The 16,227-nt window shown below is 65.0% G+C and carries 11 protein-coding genes and 1 other RNA gene; 9 read left to right on the plus strand and 3 right to left on the minus strand.

Going from position 1 to position 16,227, the window contains the following annotated elements:
• The 6 genes from EO170_RS15855 to EO170_RS15880 all read left to right on the plus strand — a co-directional run bounded on the left by EO170_RS15855 (window position 1) and on the right by EO170_RS15880 (window position 4,279).
• A complete protein-coding gene (locus tag EO170_RS15855; RefSeq protein ID WP_011051981.1) occupies window positions 1-348 on the plus strand; it encodes a hypothetical protein in 348 nt (115 codons plus the stop codon).
• A gap of 19 nt (window positions 349-367) precedes the next feature.
• Entirely contained in the window at window positions 368-1,438 is a 1,071-nt protein-coding gene (locus EO170_RS15860) for a hypothetical protein (protein WP_126946387.1), read from the plus strand.
• On the plus strand, window positions 1,435-2,055 hold the full coding sequence (locus EO170_RS15865) for a hypothetical protein (RefSeq protein ID WP_126946390.1): 621 nt from the start codon (window positions 1,435-1,437) through the stop codon (window positions 2,053-2,055). The genes EO170_RS15860 and EO170_RS15865 overlap by 4 nt, the downstream gene beginning before the upstream one ends.
• A gap of 173 nt (window positions 2,056-2,228) precedes the next feature.
• A complete protein-coding gene (locus tag EO170_RS15870; protein ID WP_126946393.1) occupies window positions 2,229-2,915 on the plus strand; it encodes a glycoside hydrolase domain-containing protein in 687 nt (228 codons plus the stop codon).
• 403 nt (window positions 2,916-3,318) lie between these two features.
• The gene (locus EO170_RS15875) at window positions 3,319-3,843 is read left to right on the plus strand and encodes a hypothetical protein (protein WP_126946396.1); all 525 of its coding nucleotides are present in this window, start codon (window positions 3,319-3,321) and stop codon (window positions 3,841-3,843) included.
• A gap of 190 nt (window positions 3,844-4,033) precedes the next feature.
• Complete coding sequence (locus EO170_RS15880; RefSeq protein ID WP_126946399.1) at window positions 4,034-4,279, plus strand: hypothetical protein; 246 nt, start codon at window positions 4,034-4,036, stop codon at window positions 4,277-4,279.
• Window positions 4,280-4,403: 124 nt separating this feature from the next.
• On the opposite strand, the gene EO170_RS15885 is transcribed toward EO170_RS15880, so the two are convergent.
• Entirely contained in the window at window positions 4,404-5,936 is a 1,533-nt protein-coding gene (locus EO170_RS15885; protein ID WP_126946402.1) for a helix-turn-helix domain-containing protein, read from the minus strand.
• A gap of 443 nt (window positions 5,937-6,379) precedes the next feature.
• On the opposite strand from EO170_RS15885, the gene mdtD reads away from it, so the two are divergent.
• A complete protein-coding gene (mdtD, locus tag EO170_RS15890) occupies window positions 6,380-7,801 on the plus strand; it encodes a multidrug transporter subunit MdtD (RefSeq protein ID WP_104583133.1) in 1,422 nt (473 codons plus the stop codon).
• A gap of 72 nt (window positions 7,802-7,873) precedes the next feature.
• Here mdtD and EO170_RS15895 read toward each other — a convergent pair whose 3' ends face one another.
• On the minus strand, window positions 7,874-11,458 hold the full coding sequence (locus tag EO170_RS15895) for an ATP-binding protein (protein ID WP_126946405.1): 3,585 nt from the start codon (window positions 11,456-11,458) through the stop codon (window positions 7,874-7,876).
• 360 nt (window positions 11,459-11,818) lie between these two features.
• Here EO170_RS15895 and EO170_RS15900 point away from each other — a divergent pair.
• Window positions 11,819-11,895: non-coding RNA, sX9 sRNA (locus EO170_RS15900), on the plus strand.
• On the opposite strand, the gene EO170_RS15905 is transcribed toward EO170_RS15900, so the two are convergent.
• Window positions 11,890-15,465, minus strand: coding sequence for a hybrid sensor histidine kinase/response regulator (locus EO170_RS15905; RefSeq protein WP_126946408.1), 3,576 nt, complete (start codon window positions 15,463-15,465; stop codon window positions 11,890-11,892). The genes EO170_RS15900 and EO170_RS15905 overlap by 6 nt on opposite strands.
• 96 nt (window positions 15,466-15,561) lie before the next feature.
• On the opposite strand from EO170_RS15905, the gene EO170_RS15910 reads away from it, so the two are divergent.
• Window positions 15,562-16,227 carry a YceI family protein gene (locus EO170_RS15910; protein WP_126946411.1) on the plus strand — a complete coding sequence of 222 codons (666 nt, stop codon included), beginning with the start codon at window positions 15,562-15,564 and terminating at the stop codon, window positions 16,225-16,227.

A 16,227-nucleotide genomic window follows, 5' to 3' on the forward strand; every position in this document is an offset into this window, starting at 1 on the left:
ATGGAACCGACAAAGGTCAATGCGCAGGTCATCGATGTCATCAACCAGGTGCAGCTGGCGACCATGAGCCCGCAGGTCGTGCTGACCAGCGGAGCCGGCAAAGCCTACCAATCGGTGGCGCAGTCCACCGCCATTGCGGTGCAGGACGCCACCGACGCGCTACGCAATGTCTCCACGATCGCCACCACCGCCGTCGGCGTGGCGATGGCGCAGTACCTGGCCACCGGCGATGACAAGTACGTCACCGCACTTAACCAGGCGCAGGCACTGATGCAGGGCGCCACCGACGACTTCGCCAGGATCGGTTCGGCGGCCGGCCTGGTGCTGAAGAATTTCCCCGCTGGTTAAACTCACAAGGAGTCATGCAATGTCCGTTTCGATCGCAGGCCGCCTCATCTCGATGCCGACGATGCTCTCGACGCTGGGCAGGCAGTGCCTGGCCTTCATCGATGGAGGCACCCAGTGGCTGACATGGGCGATCCAGGCGCCCGGTGTGCGCTACGACTTTCCCGACGAGAGCAGCTTGCTCGACGAGGTGCAGCAAGGCCTGCATGGCTCGCGCCTGGCCTTGTTGCCGCAGCTGGAGCTGAGGGTCAGCCCGGTCAAGCTGATGACCTTGAGTCCGACCGACCTGGGCACGCTGGCGCAGGCCGAAGCCGGAGACACTGGCTCGGTGGTCAAGGCGCAGCTGCAGCGGATCTTCCGCGACAACGCCCTGTACACCGCAAGCGACCTGGCCGCAGGCCGCAGCCTGCTGACACAGTTGAAGGTTGATGGCGCCGGCGTGTTCCAGTCGCTGGACATGGAAGAAAGCCTGGCACTCCGCCAGCTGGCCGCCGACGCGCCGCCGGACAACGTGACGCCGGCACTGCAGCAGGAAGCGGCGGCATTCGCCATCGAGCAGGCGCGCACGCCGCTGGAATTCTGCGACTACTACCGCTTCTACCTGGCCTGCACCGCCACCATCGCCGCTGCGGACGAACGTGCGCATGCGGCGGCGTCGGCGCTGCAGACGCTGCTGCCGCAGCTGTTCACCACCCTGGATTGCCCACAGGTGCAGGGGTTACCTTCGCCCAACGAAGTCGAGCGCAGCGTTGCCGAATGGCTGGCACGCGGTCGCCAGATCGGCTTCGCGCGGCTATCGCTGGCGGCCCAGCAGATCGTCCAGCACACCCGCTACCGAGGCGACGGCGGCGACCAGGCGGCCAGCGATGCGATCCGCCTCTATTTGCAGTCTGCGCAGGCATTTCTAGCGGCCAACCGGCCCAGCCGTGGCGTGCTGGGCCAGGATGGCAGCAGCTGCGTGTTCTCCATGCAGAACGACGCCCTGGCTGCACTGCTACAGGTCAACGGCGGCATCATCTCGCTCCGCGACTTCGGTGCCGCACCTGCATCACCCACCACCTCGCAAGACACGGATGCGGAGGCCACGCAGTGAGCGCACCGCCCCCGCCTGCTGCGGCCGGCGACCAGGCCCCGCCTGCGGCCAGCGCCGCCGACGCGGCGCGCGAAGCGGTGCATGCAGGTCGCGCCGCTGCCCTGGCGGCCGCACGCCAGGGCATGGCGCAGGCCGAACACGCACTGGGCGAGAGGCTGCGCGCGCTTGCAGCGCAGCGTCCAACCGAAACCGCACCACTCGCCGCGCCGATGCGGCCATCGCGTGCCGATGCCGTCACCCCGCTCCATTCCGCGTCCACTTCAGGAGATACCAGCATGTCCGACGATATCCAGCCCACGCCCCCGAACCAGACACCAGCCTCCACTGCTCAATCGTCAGGATCCTCGCAGATCGAAGCGGCGCTGAAAGCGGCGCAAGCCCAGATCGATCAGGCGATGGCGGCCAGCGATAGGGCAGTGCAGGCGGCGATGCAGGCCGCAACCGCGGCGACTGCCGCAGCTGGCAATGACCAGGCGATCGATAGCGCAAAACAGGCACTGCAGCAGGCCGAACAGGCCGCCGCTGCGGCGGTGGCCGCCGCGCAGCAGCAGACCGAGCAGGCAATGGCGGCGACGTCGCCGGCCACTCCGAACGCCGACGACGGAATAGCCAGTTGACGGAGCGATGCGTTTCGGCGTTGCGATGAAGCCGGTCTCGCGATGAACCCGTCCGGTCCCATTGGCGCCGGTCTGCCGGCTCCCCGCCGCCACGTTGATCCAGCAGCGCAGCCCCACTTGCCGCGGCCATCTCGCCTCGGCCCAGCCAATGCCCGATCCGAAGGAATTCCGACATGACGTTCTACACAGGCTTCGATACCGATCAATTCCCCGGATTGCCCGCCCTCGACTGGCTCAAGACCCAGGCCGACCTGGCGTGGTGCGGCTACTACCTGGCACCGGCGCCAAGCCATGCCGACACCGGCTGGATGGGCCAACGCGACGCACTGACCGCGCAAGGCTGGGGCCTGGCGCCCGTCTACCTTGGTCAGCAGACGATCGGCCCCGGTTCGCACGACGTCACCGCCCGGCAGGGCAGCCTTGATGGTGCACAGGCCGCAGCGCTGGTACGCGCCGAAGGATTTCCCGATGGCGCGGTGGTTTATCTCGACTGGGAAGATGGCGGCAGCCCGCCACAGGCAGCCATCGACTACATCCGTATGTGGATCGCCGCGCTGTTGGGCAATGGTTTTTCGCCCGGCCTGTACTGCTCGCACGCGCGCGCAGTGGAATTGCTGTCGCGGATCGGCCCCGGCCCCTCCCCGCGCGTCTGGGCCTGGCGGGTCTCCACGGCAGGGCGTCACCTCTACGCCGGCGACATCCGGCACGTCCAGCCCTTCGATCCGGCCGGCTGCGGTTATTCCCAGGCCATGCTCTGGCAATACGAACAGGATGCGGTGCTGTCGCTTCCCGGCACGCCGTGCGATGGCTTGGAACTCGACCTCAGCTACTCGAATCTTCCCGATCCAAGCGTGCAGTGACTGCGCACGCTCGTCCGCTTGTTGAAGAAGCGCTAGCACCGAAGATTTTCAGCAATCGCACTAAAAAAGTCCGCGCCACCGGCCGGCTGCTCACCGAACTGATACGCAACGCCGGGAACTATCCCAAATCCGCTTTGCGGCCATCAAGACAGTGGCGCAGGTGGTGTAACGCGTCGCAAAGCTCGATATCACTGAAGACCAACGTGTCGCAAATTGGCCGACATTGAGCCAGGAAATACTTTACACACCCTTGTTTCAATAGCCTTTAAAAAAAGGCACCCCGTTTATCCAAGTTGACAGAACATAATTAAACTTCATCACTCGTCATTTTCCCGGACCAGAAAAAAACACACTCGGGATTATCTCAAACCCACCACCCTCATCACTAAAGAGGTAATTGGCAATGAGCAAGAGAGAGGCAAAACTGTTGACGGACTATGGCCGCTATTGGTGGATCAACGTATGGGGAGGTGCCGACGAAATAAAAAGAAACCAATATCGGCAGGAATTGATAGAGCATGTCAACACTCAGTTAGACCCGATAGGGTTCACGCTTGGTCGAGGGTGGCAAGATTACGACCCCGTGATCAGAGTAAAGGGACGCAAGCCATCCAGTTATGTAGCCATCGCGGATTGGGCCTGGGGGCAGCCAAGTCAGGGCAAAGATCTTGCTAGGCAATTTCTTTTATGGGCTATTGGGGATGACATCCTTTTGACGGATCTCCCTCAGCAACTGCTTGAGTTGGCAATCATCACCCATCTGGCAGAATCCGGCAGAGGCTATCACCTGTCAAATACTGAAGATCTATATCCACTGATGAAAGATATCGCAAATGGGAGAAGAACATGGGGCGACATCAAGGATTATCCGCCGGCCTTGACATATAAGGAGGATGCGGCCGATTGGCTCCCGGACCAGAAAAGCTGAGAAAAATACCCAGGTGCCAGAGTTATTTCTTGCTGCCGGTAGCCACTGCAGTCTCAAAAGCTTGCGCATCGCGAGCAAATCCGCCCCTTTGCGTTGGTCCACGCTGGACACGACTGCGTGAACTTATCGACAAGCCCAAAGGCGTCACGAGGCCGCCCATCTTGCCTCGCAGCATTGAAGGACATGCCTCATGACTACCACAGTGAAAGAAGTGCCTGGCTTCAACACCGTCGCGACCGGCAACAATATACAGGTCCAGCCAGGTAACCCTACGCAGTATCTCGTCGCGCAAATCACGCCTTATCCCAATGACGATCTGATCGTCGGCAACACCTATAACATCTCAGACCCGAATCATGCGGCCGGGATTGTCGTAGAGCTGGTAGGCGCGCCGGGCGGTGGAATGCAAACTGCCACCTTCCAGCAGCAAACTTGAAAGTTGCGCGTGGATGCTCGTGCCAGCGAAGGGCATGAGCCCATCGGATTTATCGCAATAGAACTTCGTGCTGGGCCATCCGCAAGGGGCCCGGCACGAAGCGCTAAGAACCCGACTACTCGGGTCAGTCGATCCCACCGGTTGTGCCGGCGTTACGGAACTCACGCGGGCTCACCCCCACCAGCCGTCGGAAGCTCTTTTCGAAATGGCTCAGGTCGCCGAAACCGACCTTCAGCGCCACTTCGGTGATGCGCAGCCTGCGCTGCTGATGCAAAAGCTCCTTGGCCTTTTCGATCCGTAGCTGCTGCAGCATCGGTTTGAACGGGGTGCCGAGTTCGTCGCGGAACAGAAAGCCCAGATGCGACTGGCTGACATGCGCCTGCCGGGCCAGATCGCCCAGGGTCAGCGGTTCGGCATAGTGCTCGCCCAGATGCACCAATGCGCGCCGCAGTGCGTCGTGCAGGCTGGCAAGACGCTGGCCGGGGCGATGCGGAAGGCCGGCGATCCAGTCGACCGGCGTTTCCGGCTGCGTAGGCTCAGCCGGAAGATCGGCCGGTTGCGACATCGTCGCGCATGCATCGTGCTGCGCTCCCTGCACCCGGCCTTCCAACAGACGCGGTGCGTGGCGCTGGATGTCGGCGCTGCCGACCGGCCTGCAGGCGGTCATGACCGCCAGGCGCAGCACCACCCGCTCCAGCTCCTGGAGGTTTTCCGGCCAAGGGTAGTAAATCAGGGCGTCCATCAGCACTTCGGTGACCACCTGGCCGTGATCCAGTCCATGCCGATCCAGCACGTGCTCGACGTGAAAGCCGATATCTGTCCGTCGCTTGCGCAACGGGGTAAGTTCGATCGACAGGACATCCAGTTGCGACAGCAGCGCCCGCGAGAAGCGTCCGGCACGTACGCGGCGCGACAGATCAGCGGTCGTGGAGGCGACCACGCGTGGCGAGTCCTCGCCGTCCACGGCGGACCATGGCCCGCCGAGGCCACAAAGCTGCCCGGCCAACTGGCGCTGTAGCGCGTCGTCGAGCTCGTCCACGCCCTGCAGGAACAGCGTTCCTGCCATTGCGCGCTCGAACCATGCTGCCGGTGCGTCGCCGGGAGCGGCGCAGTCGATCGCAACGAACGGCCCCTCCCGCCAGGGTGCAGCTGCATGCAGCAAAACGGCCACCTTTTCCTTCTCGGTTCCGAACTCGCCGCGCACGATGACCGGCAAGCGACTGTATGCGGCGTGCTCGACAAATTCGTCGATCGTCCAGACCTCTTCGCTCACGCCCACGATCGACAGGGCGCGACCAAACCGGTCTTGCGCGAACGCCCGCGCGGCATCGCGCTTGATCAGGTACGCACAATACTTTGCGATCTGCTGGCACAGCGTCATCGCCTCCGGGGTCATTCGTTCTTGAGCCGGCGTGACATTCAGTGTGCCGAGCACTTGCCGGCCGTGCTGGACGGGAAAACACTGCGTGGGCGGGGGCTGGGTTTCTGCCAGAACCGGCCCCGGTGGACCGTGATGCTCCACCGCGACAAACTTACATACCGCGCCGTTCGTGATCGCGCTCTGCGACAGTTGTGCAGCGATCCTTCCCAGCATTTTCTCCAAGGGATCGCCTGGGAAATAGGCGCGCTGCACTACATCAAAGACTTGCTTTTCCATGGATGCTTTCGACCTGATCTACTGGCGCGCTCGGAAGGCGGCCAGACCCAAGTCGCGCCATCCCTGACCAGACCGTCGGCAAAGCTCCAAGCGTGCATTCCGCTTTTTCTACGAACGCTCCCCTCGCCCGCCCTCGGTCGATCCACCCTGATGTGAGCCAACGCTCGCTTGCGGTGGCTGGACGGTGGCAGGCGCAAAACGATTCGCCAGCAAAACAACCGCTTGGTGCAAGCCAGATCTGGCATTAGCACGCCGCCACAGCCCGTTCCCGACGATTCGTAGCACCGGGCTTGTCCGCAATTGGATTGGGTGCGGCGCGTCTCACTCGTTGCCGCTGCGGCGATGCGACGCTGCGACGGGCTCAAGCAATGGCGTCGTCTATAGTGTTGCGACGTTCTGCACGCGCGCAGGGATAATGCGCTGTCTTCCCGATGGCGATGCTCATGTCCCAGCCCGTGCCCACCTTGCGCGCCTACGACACCATCAAGCCGCTGCTGTGGCTGGTGTCGCTGGCGATCTTCATGCAGATGCTGGATGCGACCATCGTCAATACGGCATTGCCGTCGATGGCGCGCAGCCTGCACGAAAGCCCGCTGCAGATGCAGTCGGTGGTCTTCAGCTATGCGTTGGCGGTGGCGATGTTCATCCCCGCCTCGGGCTGGATTGCCGACCGCTTCGGGACGCGGCGCACCTTCCTGGCGGCGATCATCGTGTTCACGCTGGGCTCGCTGCTGTGCGCGGCCGCGCAACAGCTGCCGCAACTGGTGGCCGCGCGCGTGGTGCAAGGCATCGGTGGGGCGATGCTGCTGCCGGTGGGCCGGCTGGCAGTGCTCAAGACCGTGGCGCGCGCCGACTTCCTGCGCGCAATGAGCTTCATCGCGATCCCGGCGCTGATCGGACCGCTGATCGGCCCCACCTTGGGTGGCTACCTGGTCGAAGTCGCCTCCTGGCATTGGGTGTTCCTGATCAACCTGCCGATTGGCGTGATCGGTTTCATTGCCGCGCTGAAGATCATGCCCGACCACTACGGCGATGCGCGCCAGCGCTTCGATCTGATCGGCTATCTGATGCTGGCGTTCGGCATGGTGGCACTGTCGTTGGCGTTGGACGGCATCTCCGAACTCGGCCTGCGCCACGCCTTCGTCATGCTGCTGGCAATCGGCGGGCTTGCTGCGCTGGCCGGTTACTGGCTGCATGCGGCCAGTACGCCGGCGGCATTGTTTCCGCTGGCCTTGTTCAAGGTGGCCAGCTATCGCATCGGCATCCTGGGCAACCTGTTCGCGCGGGTGGGCAGTGGCTCGATGCCGTTCCTGATTCCGCTGCTGCTGCAGGTCGGCCTGGGCATGAGCCCGATGAATGCCGGGCTGATGATGGTGCCGGTGGCGCTGGCCGGCATGGCTGCCAAGCGGGCCGCCGTGAAGCTGGTCGGCCGCTTCGGCTACCGCCGCGTGTTGATGCTCAATACCGTGCTGGTGGGCCTGGCGATGGCCAGTTTCGCCTTGGTCGATGTCGGCCAGCCGCTATGGCTGCGGCTGCTGCAGCTGGCCTGCTTTGGCGCGGTGAACTCGCTGCAGTTCACCGTCATGAATACCGTCACCCTGCGCGACCTGGATCGCGAGCAGGCCAGCCCCGGCAACAGCTTGTTGTCGATGGTGATGATGCTGGCCACCGGTTTCGGCGCGGCGGCAGCGGGCAGTCTGCTGGCCGCCTTCAACACGCATCTGGGCGACAGCCACGGCGCCACGGCGGCGCTGCATGCGACCTTTCTGTGCGTCGGTGGCATCACCTTGTCCTCGACGCTGATCTTCTGGCAACTGGCCGAGACGCGGCCGCATCCCAGGCAGGTGGAGGAAGTTGCCGAATAGCGATGGCTGGGCGACATCGCCTAGCGCGGCGCGGGTCAATGGCGTGTGCGATCCCGGCCGCGGTACATGGCGCTATATCTGATCACGCGGGCGTTCGCGCTGCAGCGCCTCGGCGATGGTGTCGGCCAGCATGTCGCCGGTCAGCGGCTTGCGCAGGAAACTGTCGAAGCCGGCGTCCTGCGCGGTGGGCTCGGCCTCTTCGTCCGAGCGTGCGGTCACCGCAATCAACGGCATGTCGTAACCGAACACGCGCAGCTGCCGCGCCAGCGCAAAGCCGTCCAGCCCGGGAAGATCCAGGTCCAGCAAGGCCAGGTCGAAGGGGTTGTCGGCCGCTTCGGTCAGCGCGGCCAGCCCGTGCGGTGCATGCACCACCGAGTGCCCCTGCGAACGCAGCAGGCCGACGATGACCTCGGCGATGGTGGGGTCGTCTTCGACCAGCAGAATGCGCTGCGGGGCGACCGCGCCTCCGGTGCGTGCCACCTCGCCGCCAAGCGTGGCGTTGGAAGCGACCCAGCGCAGCGGCAGATCGACCACGAAGCGCGTGCCGGCGCCCAACCGGCTGATCACCTCGATATGCCCGCCCATCGCCATCGCCAGTTCCTGGCAGATGGCCAGGCCCAGACCGCTGCCGCCGTAGCGCGAGGTGGTCTTGGCGCCGTCGCCTTGTTCGAAGCGCTGGAACAGGCGTGCTTTCTGATCGGCGTTGATGCCCGGCCCGGTATCGGCCACCTCGAAACGCAGCCCCTGGTACGACCCCAGCGTGGTCAGCTTGAGCCCCACCACCCCGCGCTCGGTGAACTTGATCGCATTGCTGAGCAGGTTGAGCAGGATCTGGCGGATGCGGGTGACATCGCCGCTGGCGGTGATGTCGCCAAGCAGCCCCACTTCCAGGCTGAAACGCAGGCCGCGTTCCTGCGCCAGCGGTGCCATCAAGCCCTCCACCTCGGCCACCAGCTGGCGTACCGAGAAGGGCTCCAGGTCCAGTTCCAGGCGCCCGGATTCGATCCGCGCCAGGTCCAGCGCATCGTTGACCAGGCGCAGCAGATGCGCGCCGGCGCGGCGGATCGATTCGGTATAGCTGCGCTGCTTGTTGTCCAGCGAGGTCTTGAGCAACAGCTCGCTCATGCCCAGCACACCGGTCATCGGCGTACGCACCTCATGGCCGAGCGTGGCCAGGAAACGCGTCTTGGCCAACGACGCCTGCTCGGCCAGTTCCTGCTTGTGCACCGCCAGTTGCCAGGCATTCAAGCGCCGCAGGCGGCGGCGATACAACAGCACCGCCGCGGCAACGATGCACAGGGCGAGCACGCCCAGCAGGACCAGCCCCCACGGCGCCAGCCACCACGGCGGCAATACCTGGAAGCGCAGCGTCTGGCTGGCCGACCAGATTCCATCGGCGGTGCGGCCCTGCACTTCCAGCGTGTAATGCCCTGCGGGCAGTCGCGAAAACAGCCGTTCGCCACTGGGGCCGACATCGATCCAGTCCGGGTCGTAGCCACTCAGCCGGAAGCGGTAACTGTTGGACTCCGAATCGGCCAGACTGAGCAGGCGCGCGACGATGTGCAGGTCGCGATCGTCGTCCTGCATCGTCAGCGGCTCTTGCCCGGTGATATCCAGGCCACGCTCCCCGCGCCGCAAGCCCACGCGTTCGATGATCAACGGCGGCCGGCGTGTGCTGGGGCGCATCGTGGCCGGATCGAACACCACCACACCGTCGGGCGATGCAGCCACGACCCGCCCGCTGCCGGCCTGCACCAGGGTGTTGATCTGCAGCTGCTGGTTGGGGAGCCCGTCGTGCACCCCATACACACGCACCAGTCGGCTGCCGGGATCGATCCGGATCAGGCCGCGCTGGCTGGACACCCAGGCCACGCCCCTGGCGTCGACCACCAGGCCATTGGGCGCCACCATCGGAAACTCCTGCTCTTTTCCGACCGTATCCAGGTGCTTGAGCCGCTTTCCGTCCCACAGATAGCGCCGGATCTCGCCAGCCAAGCCGGTCCAGACCACGCCGCCCTCTCCAAGCCGGAACAGGTACGTCGGCAGGGACGGCGTGCCGTCGACGGGGACGAAGCGGTCGGCAGCGGGGTCCCAGCGCCGTAGACCGGCGTTATTGCTCAGCCATATCTGACCATCGGGGCCAAGCCGTATGTCCAGGATGGTCAATGGCTCCAGTCCATGGCTGCCATGGACGATGGTCCGCAGCAGTTGCCCCTCCTGGTTGCGGATCTGCAGGCCGTATTCCAGCACCGTCACCCACAGCCGGCCCTGCGCGTCCTCCGCCATCCAGCCCGGTCGGTCCGCAGCACCGTCGGGATCGGGCTCGACATCCTCACGCAACTGCCAGCGTCTGGCCTGCCGGGTCTGCGGGTCATAGCGAATCAATGTTCCTTCGACAGCGATCCAGACCAAGCCGCGCCGGCTTTCGAGCATGGAGTCGGGCGGACGGGCGTCGATGTTGTCCAGGTGGGTCTGCAGTTGGCCGGTCACCGTATCGAGATATTCCAGCACGTGCCGTGAGCCGGCCAGCCAGACGCCGCCCGCAGCCGACGGCGCCGTCGCCAGCACGGACGGGTTGGTCAGCGACTGTGGATCGCCGCCGTGGGAGGCCACGACCGCAAAAGTGTCCCAATGCGGCGGCAGGTGCCACAGGCCGCCTTCGAGCGCTGCAAACCACAGCCCGCCCTCCCGATCCTCGTAGGCCGCAATCCAGTTCCGCCGGACCAGGCCATGCGCCGACAGGCTGTAGACCGGCACGCTGCTGATGTCGGTTCCTGCAGTAGACAGGCCCAGGCCGCCGTCGGTGTCCAGCCAATAGCGCCCGTTGCGATCATGCAGCAGCACACCCATGACCCGCCGCTTGCTCACCGCCTTCTGCCACGGCTGGGGCCGCGCCTGGCCATTGGCGTCCACACCAAACGCATCGCCGACGACATCCGATACCCACAAGGTGCCGCCGTTGCGTTCCATGTACAGCCGATTGACCGCCTGCGTGGTTCCAGGCAGCGGCACCCGCTGGAAGTGCGTGCCGTCCCAGCGAGCCAGCCCGCCATGGGTGCCGATCCACAAGGTTCCGTCAGGCGCGACCGCGAACCCGATCACGCTGTCGGACGGCAGGCTGGTCGGGTCGCCGGGCACGTTGGAAAATCGCTGCATGCTGCCGTCGGGACGCCGCCGATACAGCCCATGGGCAGCGGTGCCAAGCCAGACATCGCCGTTTGGCGTGTGGGCCAGCGCCCACACCGTGATCTCGCGCAGCTCCGGAAACTGCGGGCTCTCCAAGCGCCTGAACGCACGTGTCTTGGGCTCCAGAAAACCGGCACCGCCGTTCTCGAAACCCATCCACACCCGATTGTCGCGATCGACGCAGATGGTCCAGATCGCGTTGCTGGTCAGCCCTTCTTCCATCCGCCAGATGCGGTAGTTGCGCCCATCGAATCTGGCCAATCCGTCATCGCTGGCGATCCAGAGATAGCCCTGCTGGTCTTCGGCAAGCTCGCTGACGGTGTCCGAGGGCAGCCCGTCGGCAACCGTGATCTGGCTGGGGACCGGCGTCAGCAGCGCGCGCGAGCTCGCCCATGCAGGCTGCAGCGTGGCGCACAGACACAGCGACGCTGCCGCGATCAACCAATAGGAAAAACACAAAAAAAGGCGCACTGGACAGGTTTCACGACAAGTCGCCGCATAGTGCGGGCCACGCGCGGTGCGAGCAAGCCCGAGCGAGCTTGCCACGCCGCGCATCCGTTTTCACCCCGAGGCCGAACCGGCACCTGCACGGGGTCGATCTGGTTTACCGCTGCTGCATGCGCGCCAAGCAGCAACGGTGCGACGGGGCAAGCGACGAGAGCAGCACGTCCCTCCATGCTCGGCCCTCCCCATCGCCGCCTGCGCGGCCGCGCGGACTCCCTGACGGGACCGCACCGTTCCGGCTCCACGGCAGGTGGCTTCGGAATGACCTCGGAGCGGCCGACGAAAGCGCTGCGCCGCCAGGCGGCCGCGGCAGTGCTCGGAACCCGCGTGTGCCACCTGTACGCTCCGGCGCTGGGCGCGCCGGCCGCATCCAGCTGCCGCGCGCTTGCCACGTTTCGTTAGCCGCCGTGAGTCGCCAGCCGGGCGGCGTGCGCATCGGCGGCATCTGCCAGCACACCCGCCAGTGCCTGTGCCAGCAACTCACCGGTGACCGGCTTGCGCAGGAAGCCATTGCAGCCGGCAGCCATCGCCTGCGGCTCTGCGTCGGCATCGGCGCGTGCGGTGACCGCGACGATCGGAAAGCGCACGCCGCGCGCGCGCAACTGCGTCACCAGTGCCGCACCGTCGATGCCTGGCAGGTCCAGGTCGCACAGGCCCGCGTCGAAGCTGCGCGTACTCAGCTCGGCCAAGGCCGCCAGACCATGCAGGACATGGGTGACCTGGTGGCCACGGGTCTGCAGCAGGCCAACGATCACCTGCGCCACGGTCGGGTCGTCTTCGATCAGCAGCAACTGCAATGGCGCCTGGGCCTGCGGCGAGGTTGCGCGGGCAGACGCAGGCACCGCGGGCAGCGCACTCACCCAGCGCAGCGGCAGCTCGACCACAAAGCACGCGCCTTGCCCCAGTTCACTGCTGACCGTCACCGCACCGCCCATCGCCGCCGCCAGTTCGCGGCAGATCGCCAGGCCCAGGCCGCTGCCGCCATGCCGGGCAAGCGTCACTGCGCCTTCGGCCTGCTCGAAGCGCTGGAACAGGCGCCCGCGCTGTTCTGCGCTCATGCCCGGGCCGGTATCGCACACCTCGATCCGGATGCCTCGCCCGGGGCGTTGCGGCGCCACCGCCACACGCAGGCTGACGCTGCCACGCTCGGTGAACTTGACCGCATTGAACAACAGGTTGAGCAGGATCTGCTGCACCCGGCTGGCATCGCCGTGCAATGCCGGCGGCAACGCGTCATCCAGCTCGCACGCAAAGGCCAACTGCTTCTGCTCGGCGCTCGGGCGCACCAGCTCGGCCACCTGCCTGATCAGCTGGCGCAGGTCGAAGTCGCGATAATCCAGCGGCAGCTTGCCGGCTTCGATCCGCGCCAGATCCAGCGCATCGTTGACCAGCCGCAGCAGATGCTTGCCTGCCGACTGGATCGCGCTGGCATAGCCCTGCTGACGTCCGTCCAATGGCGTCTGCAGCAGCAACTCGCTCATGCCCAGCACACCGGTCATCGGCGTGCGCACCTCATGCCCGAGGGTCGCCAGAAAGCGCGTCTTGGCCAACGAGGCCTGTTCGGCCAGCTCGCGTTTGTGCTGGGCCAGCTGCCATTGCGCGCGCATGCGCACACGGCGGCGATAGGCAGCCGCAAGCAATGCGCCCAGCAGCAGCACGAGCAGGAAAATGAGCGCGATGCCTGCGTCACTGCGCCACCATGGTGGATTGACCGAGAACCGCAGAGAGCGCATCTGTGAGCGATTGCCCAGCGGGTCCCCCCCCTGCAGCGTGAGCTCGTAGTTACCGGCAGGCAAGCTGGCGAATTCTCGGATTCCCGCGTTGCCCGAGGTCTGCCATTCGGTGTCGAAGCCTTTCAAGAAACTGCGGTAACGATTGGACAACGGGTCGCTGTACGACAGCAGACGGCTGACGATCTGCAACTGCCGATCTCCAGGTCCCAGCTGAAACGGGCGATCCATTGGCAACGCGATGCGAGCACCGTTGCGTAGCACGCTGACATGTTCCAGCTGCAGTGCCGGAACAAACGGTGCGATATCGGGCATTGCGGTATCCAGCAGCACGGTAGAGCCATCGCTGGTCGCGCCGATCAGGGTATCGCCCGCCATCAGCAGACAATGCTGAATGAACTCCTGGCTGGTCAATCCATCGCGTGTCCCGATGTTGCGTAGGCGTGTCGGCGTCACCGAAGGGTCGATGCGCCATAGCCCGCGCAAGCTGGAAATCCAGACCCTGCCACGCGGGTCGATCCGCATTGCGGACGCGTCGAACCCGGTCAGGCCGTCGGCCTGGCCCACCTGACGCACGCGCACCCAACGTGTTGCGGTTTTCTTCCATTGTTCTGCACCGACGGCCCGATACACCCACACCATCTCCGGCGATTGGCTGGCAAACGCCTGGATCTGTGTCCCTTCCAGCCCTGCAACCGGCACGAACTGGTGTGACGCCTCGTCCCAGGCAAACATGCCGCCTTCGCCTGCAACCCAGACACGTCCGTCCGGGCCTTGCTCCAGCTGCTGTACGGCGATATCGCGCAAGCCGTGCAAGTCCTGCTGCGTGATGCGCTGCAAGACACGCCCGCTACGCAAATCACGCTGCTGCAGCATGTCGATGAAGGCCATCCACACCGTATCGCCATCCTCGATGATCCAGTCAGGCGCTGATAGCGCCGACGCCGGTTCAGGGCCATCGGACGGCCAGTGGATGAATTCACCGGTACGCAGGTCCATGCGGGAAAGGCCAAAGCTCAGATTGCCCAGCCAGACACGTTGCAGGCGATCCTCCAGCGCCGACACCAACTCCATGTCCTTGAGTTGCGACGACTGCAAGCCTGTCTGAAACGTGTCGCCAGTGCTTGGATCGACGCGCAACAAGCGACCTTCCGCATCGACCTGCCACAAGCCACCAGAACGTGTGGCCGGGGCCAGGTTGCAATAAATGGCATCACCCGTCGGCACCGCCGGTTTGAGCACGGCTGTGCGCTTCCAGTCTGCCGGCAAATACCCAAGGCCGGTGCCATGCATCGGAACCCATAGCCCGCCATCAGCGGCTCCAAGCAGGCCAATGACATTACGGCGTGACAATGCCCCCTCTCCGCTGAAGGCAGGGACCGGTGGACGCTCGCCGCGGGTCCGCCACAGACCGCGTCCACTTCCCAACCAGAATTCGCCGTCCGGGGCAGCCACTGCACCCCAGAACTCGTTGCCGGTGCCGAACATCGTCCCCCAGGGCAGCGGCGGCCATTGATCGTCCGGACCCATGACGTGCAACCCCGACTCGCTCCCCAGCCACAGACGGTCCCCCGCCCATTGCAGACCGAAGATGGCAGACTGACGGTTCGGTTCGTCCGGGACATAGACGCGGTGCAGACGTTTTCCGTCGTAGTACGCCAATCCACTGCTGGTTCCGATCCACAGCCGCTGCCGGTTGTCCGCCGCAAGATTCATGACCATGGCCTGGTCAAGGTCGCCATCGACCGCACCCAGATCCACCGACGACATCGCCCCAGAGGTATCGATGCGAATCAGCGCGCCGGTCGTGGTTCCGGCCCAGATATCGCCGTCGAACGCGGTGATGCTGTAGATCTCGCCGTCCTTCATCAACGGATAGTCGACCGTGCGGTAGTGCCGGAAATGGCCTCGCCCGGCATCCATGACGCTCAGCGTCTTGCCGCAGCCGATCCATATCCTGTCAAGCGCGTCGATGTGCAGCGCCTGGATCGCGTTGCAGGGCAACGATGCCGGGTCGGAAGGATCATGTCGCCAGGTCCTGAATCCTGCGCCGTCGTACCGCACCAGACCATCCAGGGTGCCAAGCCACAGATAACCGGCGCGATCCTGGTGGATCGCAACCACCATGGTCGATGGGAGTCCGTCGCTGGGACCCACGATCCGGAAACGCGGAATCTCGGGAATCTTCGCCACACAGGGCATTGCGCCCAGCAGCAAGACCAGCAAAACAACAAGCGCACGCATGTGGGCATCCTTTCCACGTCCAGCCCGCATGCTCGCAACGGATCGTTGCGAGCGCAAGCCAAGCGCGCTGCAGCGGGATATGTCTAGAATCCGCCCATGACAACCCTCGCCCGCCTGTTGCTGCTTCCCGCCCTGGCCGTGACCAGCCTTGCCGCAACCGCCGCGCCGGTGCGTTACGCGCTGGATCCGGTGCACACACGGGTGCTGTTCGCGGTCGAACACGCCGGCTTTTCCAAGGCACTGGGCACCGTTTCCGGAAGCAGCGGCTCGCTGGTGTTCGACCCGGACGACTGGGCTGCGGCGCGCCTGGACGTCACCGTGCCCCTGCACCGCGCCGACCTGGGCGATGCCAAGTGGAACGAGGCCACGCTGGCACGCAACCTACTCGACGCCGAGCGGTTTCCCGACGCGCATTTCGTCTCCACGCAGGTGGAAGCCAGCGGGCAGAACCACGCCAGGGTCACCGGCAATCTGACCCTGCACGGGGTCACCCGCCCGGTCACCCTGGATGTCACCCTCAATGCGCTCAAGCGCCATCCGCTGCCGCCGTTCCGGCGCACCGCCGGGTTCTCGGCCACGGCCACGCTGAGCCGTGCGGAGTTCGGCATCGACGCGTGGAAATCGATGATCGGCGATGCGGTGGAACTGCGCATCGAAGCCGAAGCCGTGCGCGAAGGCCGCGCCGACGACGACGCGCCGCAACCGCAGCCACAGCCACAAAACGCACCCGCCGCCGACACTGCCACCAGCCCGGAATCCTGA

The sequence above is a fragment of the Xanthomonas sp. BRIP62409 genome (genome assembly GCF_003992965.1).
Lineage (GTDB): Bacteria > Pseudomonadota > Gammaproteobacteria > Xanthomonadales > Xanthomonadaceae > Xanthomonas > Xanthomonas euroxanthea.

What these genes read in the sequence shown, in the direction of transcription:
- EO170_RS15855 (WP_011051981.1), top strand. Translation starts at nt 1, where the DNA reads ATGGAACCGACAAAGGTCAATGCGCAGGTCATCGATGTCATCAACCAG.
- EO170_RS15860 (WP_126946387.1), top strand. Translation starts at nt 368, where the DNA reads ATGTCCGTTTCGATCGCAGGCCGCCTCATCTCGATGCCGACGATGCTC.
- EO170_RS15870 (WP_126946393.1), top strand. Translation starts at nt 2,229, where the DNA reads ATGACGTTCTACACAGGCTTCGATACCGATCAATTCCCCGGATTGCCC.
- EO170_RS15875 (WP_126946396.1), top strand. Translation starts at nt 3,319, where the DNA reads ATGAGCAAGAGAGAGGCAAAACTGTTGACGGACTATGGCCGCTATTGG.
- EO170_RS15880 (WP_126946399.1), top strand. Translation starts at nt 4,034, where the DNA reads ATGACTACCACAGTGAAAGAAGTGCCTGGCTTCAACACCGTCGCGACC.
- EO170_RS15885 (WP_126946402.1), bottom strand. Translation starts at nt 5,936, where the DNA reads ATGGAAAAGCAAGTCTTTGATGTAGTGCAGCGCGCCTATTTCCCAGGC.
- mdtD (WP_104583133.1), top strand. Translation starts at nt 6,380, where the DNA reads ATGTCCCAGCCCGTGCCCACCTTGCGCGCCTACGACACCATCAAGCCG.
- EO170_RS15905 (WP_126946408.1), bottom strand. Translation starts at nt 15,465, where the DNA reads ATGCGTGCGCTTGTTGTTTTGCTGGTCTTGCTGCTGGGCGCAATGCCC.
- EO170_RS15910 (WP_126946411.1), top strand. Translation starts at nt 15,562, where the DNA reads ATGACAACCCTCGCCCGCCTGTTGCTGCTTCCCGCCCTGGCCGTGACC.